The following is a 13,358-nucleotide window of genomic DNA, read 5'->3' on the forward strand; positions in this document are numbered from 1 at the left end:
ATGCGCCAGCTGGGCTGCGGCCCGCCGCGGCATGCGCGCGAGCCCGCCGATAGCATGCCGCTTCCGGCGAAGCACTACACTTGCCATCCGACTTGTCGAGCACATCACGTCATGAACCACGAACTGGATCCCGCCGCCGGCAGCTTGCCGCATGAGAATTTCCGCTGCGGCACGGTCGCCCTGGCCGGGCGTCCCAATGTGGGCAAGTCGACCCTGCTCAATGCGCTGATCGGATATCGTCTGTCGATCATCAGCCCGCGGCCGCAGACCACCCGCCATCGCATCCTCGGCATCAACACCACCGAGGCCGGGCAGATCATGTACGTCGATACGCCGGGACTGCATCGCGGCGCCAAGCGGGCGATGAACCGCAGTCTCAATCGCGCCGCGCGCTCGGCGATCAGCGATGTCGACCTGGTGGTTCAGGTGATCGAGGCCGGCCGCTTCACCGACGAGGACGAGGCACTGTATGCCGCGCTGGTCGAGCAGTCGTCGCCGCGTTTGCTGGTGATCAACAAGGTCGATCTGAACAAGGACAAGACGGTGATGCTGCCGTTCGTGGCCGAGCTGGTGGCGAAGCACAGCTACGACGAAATCCATTACGTCAGCGCGCTCAAGGAGCAGGGCCTGAAGGAACTGGAACAGGCGATCCTGAAACGTCTCCCCGTGGCGCCGCCGGTATACGGCGAAGACGAAGTCACCGACCGCAGCGAGCGTTTCCTTGCCGCCGAGATGGTGCGCGAACAGCTGATGCTGCGGCTCGATCAGGAGCTGCCCTACGCGACCACGGTGGAGATCGAGCAATTCAGCGACCGCCCCGACGGCATCGCCGAAATTCACGCGATCATCTGGGTCGAGCGCGCGGGGCAGAAGGCGATCGTGATCGGCAACGGTGGCGCCCAGCTCAAGGCCATTGGCACCAGTGCGCGACGCCACATGGAGCGCATGTTCGAGCGCAAGGTGTTCCTCAAGCTGTGGGTGAAGGTGCGCGAGGGCTGGGTTGACGATGAGAACATGCTGAAGAAATTCGGCTATACGGACTAAGCACAGGAAGTCGGGATTCGCCACGACCGCGCCTGGCTTTTCCGATTCATCCTTGTCGATTCCACCGCATGCGCCTTGAACAGCAACCCGCCTACGTCCTGCACGCGCGGCCTTACCGCGAGACGTCGCTGTTGCTGGAATGCCTGACCCGCGAACATGGCCGACTCGGCGTGGTGGCCCGCGGTGTGCGTGGCGAACGCGCGCGCTTGCGCCGGGCCCAGTTGGAACCGTTCCAGCCGCTGGCGATGGATCTGCTGTTGCGTGGCGAGATGGCCACGCTGACCGCGATTGAAGCGGTGGGAACGCCGATGCGCCTGTCAGGCGATGCTGGTCTGGCCGGGCTGTATCTCAACGAACTGGTGGTGCGCCTGACTGGTCGGCAGGATCCGTTTCCGCTGCTGTTCGACGCCTATGCACAGACCCTGGCACGGCTGACCGCCGGCGAATCGCTGGCGTGGAGCCTGCGCCGCTTCGAGCGCGACCTGCTGGAGGCGATCGGTTACGGCCTGCAGCTGCAATACGACTCGGCTACCGGAGAAGCTCTGATACCGGAGGCGTCTTATCGCTATCGAGTCGAGCAAGGTGCCGTGCGTTGTGCAGTCGGCAGCACGCTCGCCCTGCGCGGCAGCGATTTGCTGGCGCTGGAGCAGGACGAGATGCCAGACAACGTCGGCCTGAAAGCGCTGCGCGACATGATGCGCGAGGTCATCCGCTTCCATCTGGGCGGCGGCGAATTGCGCGCCTGGCGGGTTTTGGCGATGGCGGTTTCGCGGCAACCAACGGACCGTTAGCGATCCAGTGCCTGCAGGGTCGCCAGCAGTGCCTTGCGGAATCTTGCCAGTGCAGCCGGGGTCGCGCCGTGGTGCGACAGCTGTTGCTGCAGCAGAATGGTTTGCGACGACAGCGAGGCAGCACCGCAGAAGCCGCAGGATGAGCGCAGCCGGTGCAGTCGCTCGCTGAAGCCAGCAGGGTCCTGGCTCAGCGAGTCCAGTTCCTGATGGAGCAGGGCCAGCTCCTCGCGCAACAGCAGGCGCAGCGCGCGCATGGTGGTGGCGTCGCCGCTGGTGCTCAGCGCGGCGCGGTCGTCGAGCACGCAGGCGTCGAACCGATCCGGCTGCACCAGCGCCAGCATGCGCCGCAGATCGGCCAGTCCGCAGGGTTTGAGCAGGATCTCGCTGAAACCGGCGTCGAGCAGTGGCTGACGGTCGCCCGGCCCCAGTTCGGCCGTGGTGGCCACCGCGATGCTGTCCGCCGAACCTGCCTGCGCGTCGTCACGCAGCGAGCCGAGTATCTGCAAAGCGCCGGCACCCGGCATGCGGCAGTCCAGCAACAACAGGTCAAAAGTCTCGCTGCGTGCGCGTTCCAGCGCCGCCATGCCGTCCGTGCAGGTTTCCGCCTGGGCGCCCAGCGAGCGCAGCCCATCGCACAGGAAACGGCAGCTGCCGGGGTCGTCGTCGGCCACCAGTACGCGCGGCTGGGTGGCATCGGCAGGGGCGAAATCGGGCTCGGTGTGAGGGCTGGTCATGACGAAATCCTTGTCGTTCAGCTTAATTTGGCAGAATGGCGCGACATGCGCCCGACATCAAGCCATCTTTTGCTGTGCTGCTGCCTCCTGCTGGGGATCGGCTGGACGCTGCCTGCGCGGGCGGATGTGCTGTTGACAGCGAAGTCGATCAGTCTTCCCGGCGTGAGGTTGCAGGCGGTGACCGTCAGGCTCGGCGAGGACGCTGCCGGCGGACTTCAGCTGCAATTGCGTGCTGGTCAGGCGGATGTGCCGGCGATGGGTTGGCGTCGTCTGGGCCTGAGCCTCGATGGCAACTTGCAACGGGATGATCGCCGGCGCTGGATTCTCGACAGCACGGTGCGTCTGGCCGGTGCACCGGGTGGGGCGCTCAGCGATGCCCATGTGAACATCCAGATCAGCGGGGCGGCGAATACCCTGCTGATCGATATCCTGCAGGGCAAGACACATGCGAGTGCCGCGTTGCCGCTGGATCAACCCACGCACGCACAGATCCGCCTGAACAATCTTCCCGCCGGCTGGTTGCAGGGATTGCTCGGCACGGTCTGGTCAGGCCGTCCCACCAGCGGCCGGCTGGATGCCGAGCTGGCATTGGATCTGCGCGATCCCGGCCTGCAGTCCTCCGGACAATTCACGCTCAGTGGCGCGGGTTTCGATACTCCAGTCGGGACTCTGGCAGGGCAGGGGTTGAACGGTACGGGTCGGTTCGAGCTCGACACCACCGGTGGGCCGGCCCGAATCGATCTGGATGCCAGCCTGCACGGCGGCGAGCTGTTGCTCGGACCGCTGTATGCCAAGTTGCCGGATCATCCGGTGCAGCTTGGCCTGCGTGCCGATGCGCAGAACGGTGCCTTCGAATTGAGCCGTCTGCATATCAATGACGCCGATGCGTTGCAGCTCGATGGTGCACTGGCATTCGATGCGAAAGGCGAGCTGAAAACGCTGAAGCTGGATCACTTGCATGCGAGTTTCCCGGCGGCCTACCAGCGCTATGGCCAGGCCTGGCTGACCACGCTCGGTCTGCACAACATGCGTATCGCCGGCCAACTGAGTGGCAGCCTGGATCTGCGCGCCGATGGCCCACACAGTTTCGCGTTCACGACCGACAGCCTCGACATGGCTGATGCGGATGGGCGACTGGCGGTCGACAACTTGCACGGTGGATTGGACTGGGCGAGCGAGGGCGAACGCCCAGCGACCACGCTGGGCTGGCGCAGCCTGCAGTTCTATCGAGTGTCCAACGGTGCCGCGCAATCGCAATGGCAGAGTCATGCTGGCACGCTCAGTCTGCAGCAACCGCTAGTGGTGCCAGTGCTGAAAGGCCAACTGCGTATCGGTGATCTGGATTGGCGCCCGGCGGCGGCGAAAGGCCAGCGATTGTCGACGTCAGCGGTGCTGACCGGGGTCGACATGGCTGCCTTCAGCACAGCCATGGGTTGGCCGGCCTTTCCCGGCACGCTGGGCGGCGCGATTCCCTCGCTGCGCTGGGTCGACGACCGTTTCGAACTACAGGGTGGGCTGTCGGCCAGCCTGTTTGGCGGCTTCGTCGACATCACCCGGCTTTCGCTGCAGCAGCCGTTCGGGCCGAACCCGGTGCTGAATGGCGACATCGCCATGAAGCAGCTGGATCTGGCGGCAATCACCAGCGTGTTCGATTTCGGCAGTATCAGCGGGCGGCTCGACGGCTCGATCAACGACCTGCGGCTGGTCAACTGGAACCCGGTTGCGTTCAAGGCAAATCTGCTCGCCGGCAGCGGCGGGCGGATCAGCCAGCGCGCGGTGAACAACCTCACCGCCGTCGGTGGCGGCGGGATTGCCGCCGGCCTGCAAGGTGCCGTGCTGAAATTGTTCAAGACCTTCGGCTACAAACAGATCGGCCTCAATTGCACATTGCAGGGCACGGTCTGCCAGATGAGTGGTCTGGAGCCGACTGCCGACGGCTACACTATCGTCGAAGGCAGCGGCTTGCCACGCCTGCAGGTGATCGGCCATCAGACCCAGGTCGATTGGCCGACCCTGTTGCGGCGCCTGCACGATGCCATCACTGGAACGGCTCCGGAAATTCACTGACCGGGTACGAGTTGTCTGCTGTTTTCCTCATGTTTTCACTGCGGAGTCCGTCATGCACAAGCTCGTCTACGTGATCCTGACCTCACTGGCCGTGGCGTTGGTCGGCTGCGTCACCATCAACGTGTACTTCCCCGAGGCGGCAGCACAGAAGGCCGCTGACCAGTTCATCGGCAATGTGCTGGATAGCGCCACTCCCGCCGCCACGCCGGCACCGAAAGAGCCGCCGCCGGCGCCGAAGAATGATGCCCAGCAGCCCTCCGCGACCCTGCTCGATCTGCTGATTCCGGCGGCCTACGCGGCCGATGTGCCGAACATCCGTGTCCAGACCAGTGCCACCGAAGCGATTCGCGGACGCATGCACGATCGCTTCCAGGGGCCGCTGGGTGAGCTACTGGACAGCGGCGCGGTCGGTTTCACCAACGATGGCATGGTGGCCATGCGTGACGCTGCCAAGGTGCCACTGAGCCAGCGCGCGCAGGCCAATGCCACCGTCGCCGACGAAAACCGTGACCGCACGGCGCTGTACGCCGAAATCGCCAACGCCAACAATCACCCGGAGTGGGCGCCGCAGATCCGCGCCACCTTCGCCAAGAGCTGGATCGAAAAGGCCCGTGCCGGCTGGTATTACCAGAACGCTGGCGGCGCCTGGCAACAGAAATAAGCTTTTCAGTCGCGGCGACGCCTCCGGGCGTCGTCGTGGCCGATCTGGGATAATCGGCGGCCAGCCCCAGCGGCCTCAACCGTCCGAGCCTCATGTCCCGATCCAACTCCGTTCCGTCGACTCCGTTCGAAGCCCACATCACCGACCTCGGCCATGACGGTCGCGGCGTGGCCCGCATCGACGGCAAGACGGTGTTCGTCAGCGGTGCACTGCTGGGCGAACAGGTACTGGCCAAGCTGCGCAAACGTCATCGCCATTTCGACGAGGCCGACGTCGTCGAGGTGATCGTGCCGTCGCCGCACCGGGTCGAGCCGCGCTGCCAGCATTTCGCGCATTGCAGCGGCTGCTCGCTGCAGCATCTGGATGCCGAGTCGCAGATCGCGGCGAAGCAGCGTGTGCTGGCGGAAAATTTCGAGCGCATCGGCAAGGTCACGCCGCAGCTGTGGCTGCCGCCGCTCACCGGCGAGCCGTGGGGTTACCGGCGCAAGGGCCGCCTGTCGGTACGCAACGTGATGAAGAAGGGCCGCGTGCTGGTCGGTTTCCGCGAAGAGCAGAACCCGCGCTTCGTCGCCGAGATCCAGCAGTGCGAAGTGATGCATCCGGCGCTGGGTCCCAAGGTCGGTCTGCTCGCCGACCTGCTCAGCGGCATGGACGCGGTCGACAGCATCCCGCAGATCGAATTCGCCGCCGGCGACGAGCTGATGGCCTTGGTGTTCCGCCATATGCAGCCACTGAGCGAGCGCGATCTGGCCGCACTGACCGCGTTCGGCCAGCAGCACGGGCTGGCGATCTACCTGCAGCCGGGCGGCAACAGCAGCGTGCATCCGCTGTGGCCGGAGAACCCGCGGCTGGCGTTCCGCATCGCCAGTGGCGACGCAGCCGTCGCCGACGTCGAGCTGGAGTTCCAGCCGCTCGACTTCGTGCAGGTCAACGCCGACATGAACCAGCGCATGATGGCGCGCACGCTCGAACTGCTCGATCCGCAGCCGACCGATCGCGTGCTGGATCTGTTCTGCGGCCTCGGCAATTTCACCTTGCCAATCGCCCGTCGCGTGGCCGAAGTGGTTGGTGTGGAAGGTGAACATGGCCTGGTCGAGCGTGCCGCGCAGAACGCCGCGCGCAACGGCATCGACAACGCGCGCTTCCATGTGGCGAATCTGTTCGAGGATCAGCGCGCTGCCGACTGGGCACGCCAGCCATGGGACAAGATGCTGCTCGATCCGCCGCGCGCCGGTGCCGACAAGGTGCTGGAGTATCTGCCGCACAAGCAGACGCGCCGCATCGTCTACGTCTCCTGCCATCCGGCTTCGCTGGCGCGCGACGCCGGCATCCTAGTCAACCAGCACGGCTTCAAACTGAAGTCGGCCGGCGTGATGGACATGTTCCCGCATACCGCGCACGTCGAATCGATCGCGTTGTTCGAAAGATGAAAATTGAAATCGAACGCAAATTCCTGCTCGCCAGCGAAGGCTGGCGCACCGCCATCGAACGCAGCGAGCCGATCGCGCAAGGCTATCTGGTCGGCGCGCAGGCGCTGCGCGATGGCAGTGCGCGTGCTTCGGTGCGCGCCCGCCTGGCCGGCGAGCTGGCGTGGCTCAATATCAAGGCGGCCACCCCGGGTATCGCTCGCGCCGAGTTCGAATATCCGATACCGGTGGCCGATGCCAAGGCGTTGCTGGCCAGTCTGTGCGATGGCGTGCTGGAAAAGGTGCGCCACCATGTGCGGGTCGACGGCGTGCTGTTCGAGGTCGATGAGTTCGAGGGCGACAACCACGGACTGATCGTCGCCGAAGTGGAGCTGCCGGCGGTCGATGCGCCATTCCCGCGTCCGGCATGGCTGGGCCGCGAAGTGAGCGCGCTGACGCGCTACTACAACGTCAACCTGATCGCGCATCCGTACCGGCAGTGGTCGCCGGCCGAGCGCGCTGCCGAGGATGCCGCATGCTGATGATCGGCGTGGCCGCGCTGGAGCTGGCCGAACACGAGAAGCGCTGGCTCACCGCACCAGGCGTCGCCGGCGTGCTGTTGTTCGCGCGCAACTACCAGTCGCGCGAGCAACTGATCGCGCTGTGCGATGCGATCCGCGAGGTCGGTGGCGATGGGCTGCTGATCGCGGTCGATCAGGAAGGCGGTCCGGTGCAGCGTTTCCGCGACGGCTTCACTCGGCTGCCACCGCTGGCGGCGATCGGCGCGGCGTACGAGCGTGACCCGATCGACGCGGTACGGCTGGCCGAGGAACACGCCTGGGTGATGGCCAGTGAGCTGCGCGCCAGCGGGGTCGATTTCAGTTTCGCGCCGGTAGTCGATCTGGCCCGCGGCAATGCGGCGATCGGCCCGCGCGCGTTCCACGCCGATCCGGCGGTGACCGCCGAGCTGGGGCAGGCCTACGTGCGCGGCATGCATCTGGGCGGCATGGCGGCGGTGCTGAAGCACTTCCCCGGACATGGCTCGGTCGCTACCGATACGCACAAGGCGCAGGCGATCGACCCGCGCGGTCTCGACGAGATTCGTCGTGACGATCTGCAGCCGTTTGCCGAGTGCATCGAGGCGCGGGTCGAGGCGGTGATGATGGCGCACGTGACTTATCCGGCGGTGGACAGCCAGCCGGCCGGCTATTCGAAAGTGTGGATCGAACAAATCCTGCGCGGCGAACTGGGTTTCACCGGCGCGGTGATCAGCGACGACATCAGCATGGCCGCGGCCGGTGCTGCCGGCAGCGTCGGCGAGCGCGTACGTGCGCATCTGGACGCCGGCTGCGATCTGGTGCTGGCCTGTTTCCCCGACGTGGTGGACGAGGCGATTGCCGCGATGCCGGGCGATGCGCTGCCGATGCCGCCGCAACTGGCCGCCCTGCGTGGAGCGCTGGGTGCGAGCTGGGACAGCCTCACCAATAACCCGCAACGCGATCGCTTCGTCGCGCGCATCACGGCCTTGCACGCCGATCAAGGAATCGCATGAATACTCCAATGCCATCACTGGCCGATGCGCTGGCGCAGTCGGATCTTCTGCACGAGCGCGGCGAACTGGAAACCGTGATCGCCGACATGGGCCGCCGGATCGACGCCGCGTTGGACGGCGAGCGCGCGGTGTTCCTCACCGTGATGAACGGCGCACTGATCTTCGCCGGCCAGCTGGCGTTGGCGATTCGCACTGATCTCGAGTTTGACTACGTGCATGCGACGCGCTACCGCGGCGCCACCTCCGGCAGCGACCTGCACTGGTTGCGTGAGCCGGCGGTGCCGCTGGCTGGTCGCGTGGTGCTGCTGGTCGACGACATCCTCGACGAAGGCCACACGCTGAAGGCGGTGCGTGAAGATTGCTATGCGCGCGGCGCGAAGAAAGTGCTGATCGCCAGCCTGTGCACCAAGCGGCACGATCGCCTGGTCGAAGGCATCGCCTCCGATTTCAACGGCGTCGAGCTGCCGGACCGCTACGTGTTCGGCTACGGCATGGATTACCACGAGCAGGGCCGCAATCTGCCGGCTATCTACGCGCTGAAGTAGCTCCGCTCGTACAAACAGAACAGGAACATCGTGCATGAACATCCTCGGCATCTCCGGCAGCCTGCGCGCCGCCTCCTTCAACACCGCCCTGTTGCACGCCGCGCAGGAACTGGCGCCAGCCGGCATGTCCATCACGATCCATCGACTGCATGACCTGCCGTTGTTCGACCAGGACGTCGAGGAGCAGGGCGATCCCACATCCGTCGTCGCCCTGAAACAGGCGATCGATCAGGCCGACGGCTTGCTACTGGCTTGCCCTGAATACAACGGCGGCGTCACCGGTGTGCTGAAGAACGCCATCGACTGGGCATCGCGACCGGGGCGGGATCGCAAGACGGCAGCGCTGGCCGGCAAGATCGTCTGCATCGCCGGCGCCAGCCCCGGCATTACCGGCACGGTGCGCGCGCAGGACCAGTTGCGCCTGATCCTGCGCCGCGCCGGCGCACAGACGGAGCCGCAGGGCGAGGTGCTGGTGTTCCAGGCGCATACCAAGATCGTCGACGGTCACCTGGCCGACGAGCGCACCCGTGACGCATTGGCTCGCCATCTGCAAAGCTATGCCACCCGGCTCGCCGCCCTGCGTGGCTGAGCGCACCACTCCGAACCCCAGCTCTATTGAGAGCATGACCCATCGAGAGCAGGATTGACCCGTGAATATTGATCTGGCCGTGATCGGCGGCAGCGGCCTGTACAACTTGCCCGGCCTTGAGAACGCGTCGCGCCATAGCGTGGACACACCCTACGGCCGCGCGTCCGGCGACGTGGTGATGGGTGACTTCGCGGGCAAGCGCCTTGCGTTCCTGGCACGCCACGGCGAAAGCCACACCTTGCCGCCGCATCGCGTGAACTACCGCGCCAACCTGTGGGCGCTGCACAGTCTCGGCGCGCGCCGGGTGATCGGCGTCAATGCGGTCGGTGGTATCCGTGGCGACATGGGGCCGCGGGTGATCGTGGTGCCCGACCAGCTGATCGACTACACCCACGGTCGTTACACCAGCTTCTGCGATGTCGACGGCGCCGAGGTGAAGCACATCGACTTCAGCGAGCCGTACACCGAGTCGCTGCGTCAGCGCTTGCTGGCAGCAGCACGCGCGGCGGACATCGCGGTGATCGGCGGCGGCTGTTACGGCGCCACGCAGGGGCCGCGGCTGGAAACCCGTGCCGAGATCGCCCGCATGAAGCGCGACGGCTGCGATCTGGTTGGCATGACCGGCATGCCCGAGGCCGCATTGGCGCGCGAGCTGACGCTCGAATACGCGTGTCTGGCGCTGGTCGCGAACTTTGCCGCCGGTTGCGGCGACGAGGCCGAGATCAGCATCGAGGAAATCTTCGCGCATCTGGCAGCAGCCACCGCCGAAGTGCCGCGCATCCTCGCCGCCATGCTGAAAAGCTGAGCGCGGCGTCCGGCTTTGCATGGCCCAGGTATCTCTCATATTGCGCTGGGCCTTCACATATTGCTACTTTTCGCCAGCCAGGGCGGCGAACCGAGGGGAGCACGTGGTTCAGCGCGAAGCCTGGCGCACCCATTCCATGGATCCAGAGGTTCGCGCAATGAGTTTCGGTACGGTCAAATGGTTCAACGACGCCAAGGGTTTCGGCTTCATCTCACCTGAGGACGGCGGGGCGGACGTCTTCGTCCATTTTTCGGCGATCACCAGCAAGGGCTTTCGCAGCCTGCAGGAAGGTCAGCGCGTGAAGTTCGACATCACCCAGGGCCCGAAGGGCGCCCAGGCGTCGGCGGTCGAAGCCGCCTGATCAGCCAGGCAGCGTTGTACAGCAAGAATGAAACCCCGCATCCTGTGCGGGGTTTTTGCTTTGTGAGCTGGAGAAAGTGATGACTGATCGCAGGCGTTTCCTCAAGGCTTCCGTACTGGGCGCTTCCGCTTCGATACTGGCCTGGGGCGGCAAGCTGGCCGCCGGACCAATAAACCGAAGTGGCAAGCTGGCCGCCGGACCGGCACCCCGAACGCCGCCAACGACAGTGGCACGGGTAGTCTCGACCTGGGACTTCGGTATCGCCGCGAACCAGGCGGCATGGACGATCCTCGGCAAGGGCGGCCATGCGCTGGATGCGGTCGAGTTCGGCGTGCAGGTGCCCGAGTCGGACCTGAAGAATCACAGCGTCGGCAGGGCCGGCTATCCCGATCGCGACGGCCACGTCAGCCTCGACGCCAGCATCATGGATGCCGACGGCAACTGCGGTGCGGTCGCCGCCCTCGAACATATCGCCCATCCGATCTCGGTTGCGCGCCGGGTGATGGAGCGCACGCCGCACGTGCTGCTGGTCGGCGAAGGCGCGTTGCAGTTCGCGCTGGAGCAGGGCTTCAAGAAGGAGGAGTTGCTGACGCCGGAGTCCGAAATGGCCTGGCACGAATGGCTGAAGACGGCGAAGTACCAACCCTCGATCAACAGCGAAGTGCACGACTACGGCAAGGGCGGCAGCACCGGCATGCCCGGCGGCGCCAACAACCACGACACCATCGGCATGCTGGCGATCGACGCACAGGGCCGCCTGGCCGGCGCCTGCACCACCAGCGGCATGGCGTGGAAGATGCGCGGCCGCGTCGGCGACAGCCCGATCATCGGCGCCGGCTTGTACGTGGACGGCGAGATCGGCGGCGCCACCTCCACCGGCGTCGGCGAGGAAGTGATCCGCAACGCCGGCAGCTTCCTCGTGGTCGAGCTGATGCGCCAGGGACGCACTCCGCACGAAGCCTGCAAGGAAGCGGTGATGCGCATCGTCAAGAAGCGCCGCGAAGCCTCCAAGACCCTGCAGGTCGGCTTCCTGGCGCTGAACCGCGCGGGCGAAGTCGGCGCGTATGCGATCCAGCACGGCTTCTCCTACGCCGTGTGCGACGCGAAGAAACAGGATGGCCTGATTCCCTCGCAAAGCGTCTACACCACGAGCTATTCGTGATACTGGAAATCGCTGCCAACTCGGTCGCGTCCGCACTGGCCGCCCAACAGGGCGGAGCAGGGCGGGTTGAACTCTGCACCGCGCTGGAACTGGGCGGCCTCACGCCGTCGCACGCGCAGATCGCGCTGGCGCGCGAGCGCCTGCACATCCCGCTGTACGTGCTGATCCGCCCACGTGCCGGCGACTTCCTCTACAGCGACCTCGAATGCGAGGTCATGCAGCGCGACATCGAGAACTGCATGGCGCTGGGCTGCGACGGCGTGGTGTTCGGCATGCTCGATGCCGATGGCAAGGTTGACATGCCACGCTGCCGCGCACTGATCGCTGCCACCGGCAACATGGGCGTCACCTTCCATCGCGCCTTCGACCTCACGCGTAATTCGCTGTCGTCATTGGACGACCTGATCGAACTCGGTTGCGAACGCGTGCTGACCTCGGGCGGGCAGGCCAGTGCACTGGAGGGAGCCGCGCTGATTCGTCAATGGGTCGAACGCTCAGCCGGTCGCATCACCGTGATGCCGGGCGCAGGCGTGGACGCGGGAAATATCGGCAAGTTGCGCGAGATCACCGGTGCGAGCGAGTTCCATGCATCGGCAAAACGCCAGCATCCATCCGGTATGCGATGGCAGCCAGAATTGCTGAAGGACATGCAGGGTGGAGAACTGCGTAGCGATGTCGAACAGATACGAAGCATCGCCGCCGCTTTGAACAGCCCGGGACACTGAGTGCGATCATTTGACTATGCGATCAGGCCGTTTGTCAGGCCGAAGCAGAAACCGCGGGGTACACGATGAACATGCTGTTGTGGGTGCTGCAGATCCTCGCCGCGCTACTGTACGGATCGTCGGGCGTCATGAAGGTTTTCATGTTCGACAAGATCAGCCATGACGTGCCGTCCTTCGGCGCGTTGCCGCGCGGAGCATGGACGACGCTGGGCATCGTGGAACTCGTGTGCACGGTCGGGCTCATCGTCCCGGCCGCGTTCCATTGGCAACCGCAGCTGACGATCGTGGCTGCCGCGATGCTGGCGGTCGAGAGCCTGGTGTTCGTCGGCGTGCACGTCAAATATCGCGAGACCACATCGATCATCATGAGCGGCGTGCTGGGCCTCGTCATGGCATTCATCGCGTATGGTCGTCTGGTTCCTACGCCATTCGTGTGAACTCCAGACCAGACCAGACGTTACACCGAGCAACGGGGATAGCCATGCATAGATGGTATTCAAGACCGGTCCTCTTCGTCAGCGACGTGAATCGTGCGCTGCACTTCTATGTCGACATGCTCGGTTTCGAAAAGGCGTGGCACGAAGGCGATGGGCAGGGCAAGGTATGTCAGGTGGCCCGCGCGGGCTGCGAGATCATCCTTTGCGAGGATGCTGGACGTAGCGACAAGGCGCGCCTGTTTGTAGAGCTCACTCGCGATGGCATTGTGGATTTCAAGCGCGAAATGGCCGAGCGCTCCATCCCCGGCAAGAATTCCTGGTGGGGCTACGATGTGATTCAGATTGATGATCCCGATGGCAACGAACTGCTCTTTCCGCTAACGCAAAACGGTGGCGAAACAAGTGATGCGGCGTAGCTATTCGGTCGGACGGATCACTGCGGTGAGGCCGCAACGAATATCCACACACACATCGACACA

At 65.1% G+C, this 13,358-nt stretch carries 16 protein-coding genes; 15 read left to right on the plus strand and 1 reads right to left on the minus strand.

Features of this window, described 5'->3' with window-relative positions; translation table 11 throughout:
• Positions 1–111: 111 nt before the first annotated feature.
• Both era and recO read left to right on the plus strand, forming a co-directional pair.
• Complete coding sequence (era, locus tag IE071_RS04975) at positions 112–1,044, plus strand: GTPase Era (RefSeq protein ID WP_189440008.1); 933 nt, start codon at positions 112–114, stop codon at positions 1,042–1,044.
• A gap of 68 nt (positions 1,045–1,112) precedes the next feature.
• Complete coding sequence (gene recO, locus IE071_RS04980) at positions 1,113–1,835, plus strand: DNA repair protein RecO (protein WP_189440009.1); 723 nt, start codon at positions 1,113–1,115, stop codon at positions 1,833–1,835.
• Here recO and IE071_RS04985 read toward each other — a convergent pair.
• A complete protein-coding gene (locus IE071_RS04985; protein ID WP_189440010.1) occupies positions 1,832–2,569 on the minus strand; it encodes a response regulator in 738 nt (245 codons plus the stop codon). The two genes, recO and IE071_RS04985, sit on opposite strands and share 4 nt — an antisense overlap.
• A 45-nt stretch (positions 2,570–2,614) precedes the next feature.
• Here IE071_RS04985 and IE071_RS04990 point away from each other — a divergent pair, with 45 nt between their 5' ends.
• The 13 genes from IE071_RS04990 (at position 2,615) to IE071_RS05050 (ending at position 13,295) form a co-directional block, all read left to right on the plus strand.
• Positions 2,615–4,636, plus strand: a complete 2,022-nt coding sequence (locus tag IE071_RS04990; RefSeq protein WP_189440011.1) for a translocation/assembly module TamB domain-containing protein — start codon at positions 2,615–2,617, stop codon at positions 4,634–4,636.
• A gap of 52 nt (positions 4,637–4,688) precedes the next feature.
• Positions 4,689–5,297 carry a YdbL family probable chaperone protein gene (locus tag IE071_RS04995; RefSeq protein ID WP_189440012.1) on the plus strand — a complete coding sequence of 203 codons (609 nt, stop codon included), beginning with the start codon at positions 4,689–4,691 and terminating at the stop codon, positions 5,295–5,297.
• 92 nt (positions 5,298–5,389) lie between these two features.
• On the plus strand, positions 5,390–6,727 hold the full coding sequence (gene rlmD, locus IE071_RS05000) for a 23S rRNA (uracil(1939)-C(5))-methyltransferase RlmD (RefSeq protein ID WP_189440013.1): 1,338 nt from the start codon (positions 5,390–5,392) through the stop codon (positions 6,725–6,727).
• Positions 6,724–7,245 carry a CYTH domain-containing protein gene (locus IE071_RS05005; protein ID WP_189440014.1) on the plus strand — a complete coding sequence of 174 codons (522 nt, stop codon included), beginning with the start codon at positions 6,724–6,726 and terminating at the stop codon, positions 7,243–7,245. Before rlmD ends, IE071_RS05005 begins: the two co-directional genes overlap by 4 nt.
• The gene (gene nagZ, locus IE071_RS05010; protein ID WP_189440015.1) at positions 7,239–8,255 is read left to right on the plus strand and encodes a beta-N-acetylhexosaminidase; all 1,017 of its coding nucleotides are present in this window, start codon (positions 7,239–7,241) and stop codon (positions 8,253–8,255) included. The genes IE071_RS05005 and nagZ overlap by 7 nt, the downstream gene beginning before the upstream one ends.
• Positions 8,252–8,800 carry a hypoxanthine-guanine phosphoribosyltransferase gene (locus IE071_RS05015; protein ID WP_189440016.1) on the plus strand — a complete coding sequence of 183 codons (549 nt, stop codon included), beginning with the start codon at positions 8,252–8,254 and terminating at the stop codon, positions 8,798–8,800. Before nagZ ends, IE071_RS05015 begins: the two co-directional genes overlap by 4 nt.
• A 34-nt stretch (positions 8,801–8,834) precedes the next feature.
• The gene (locus IE071_RS05020; RefSeq protein WP_189440017.1) at positions 8,835–9,389 is read left to right on the plus strand and encodes an NADPH-dependent FMN reductase; all 555 of its coding nucleotides are present in this window, start codon (positions 8,835–8,837) and stop codon (positions 9,387–9,389) included.
• Between the two features lie 61 nt (positions 9,390–9,450).
• The gene (locus IE071_RS05025) at positions 9,451–10,194 is read left to right on the plus strand and encodes an S-methyl-5'-thioinosine phosphorylase (protein ID WP_189440018.1); all 744 of its coding nucleotides are present in this window, start codon (positions 9,451–9,453) and stop codon (positions 10,192–10,194) included.
• Positions 10,195–10,351: 157 nt separating this feature from the next.
• Entirely contained in the window at positions 10,352–10,555 is a 204-nt protein-coding gene (locus tag IE071_RS05030; protein WP_072756936.1) for a cold-shock protein, read from the plus strand.
• 79 nt (positions 10,556–10,634) lie between these two features.
• A complete protein-coding gene (locus IE071_RS05035) occupies positions 10,635–11,717 on the plus strand; it encodes a glycosylasparaginase (protein WP_189440019.1) in 1,083 nt (360 codons plus the stop codon).
• Complete coding sequence (locus tag IE071_RS05040; RefSeq protein ID WP_189440020.1) at positions 11,714–12,442, plus strand: copper homeostasis protein CutC; 729 nt, start codon at positions 11,714–11,716, stop codon at positions 12,440–12,442. Before IE071_RS05035 ends, IE071_RS05040 begins: the two co-directional genes overlap by 4 nt.
• 83 nt (positions 12,443–12,525) lie before the next feature.
• Complete coding sequence (locus IE071_RS05045) at positions 12,526–12,879, plus strand: DoxX family protein (protein WP_229792830.1); 354 nt, start codon at positions 12,526–12,528, stop codon at positions 12,877–12,879.
• A 44-nt stretch (positions 12,880–12,923) separates the two neighbouring features.
• A complete protein-coding gene (locus IE071_RS05050; RefSeq protein ID WP_268244952.1) occupies positions 12,924–13,295 on the plus strand; it encodes a glyoxalase superfamily protein in 372 nt (123 codons plus the stop codon).
• Positions 13,296–13,358: the final 63 nt, after the last annotated feature.

This window comes from Rhodanobacter panaciterrae, assembly GCF_014651895.1.
GTDB classification, from domain to species: Bacteria; Pseudomonadota; Gammaproteobacteria; order Xanthomonadales; family Rhodanobacteraceae; genus Rhodanobacter; species Rhodanobacter panaciterrae.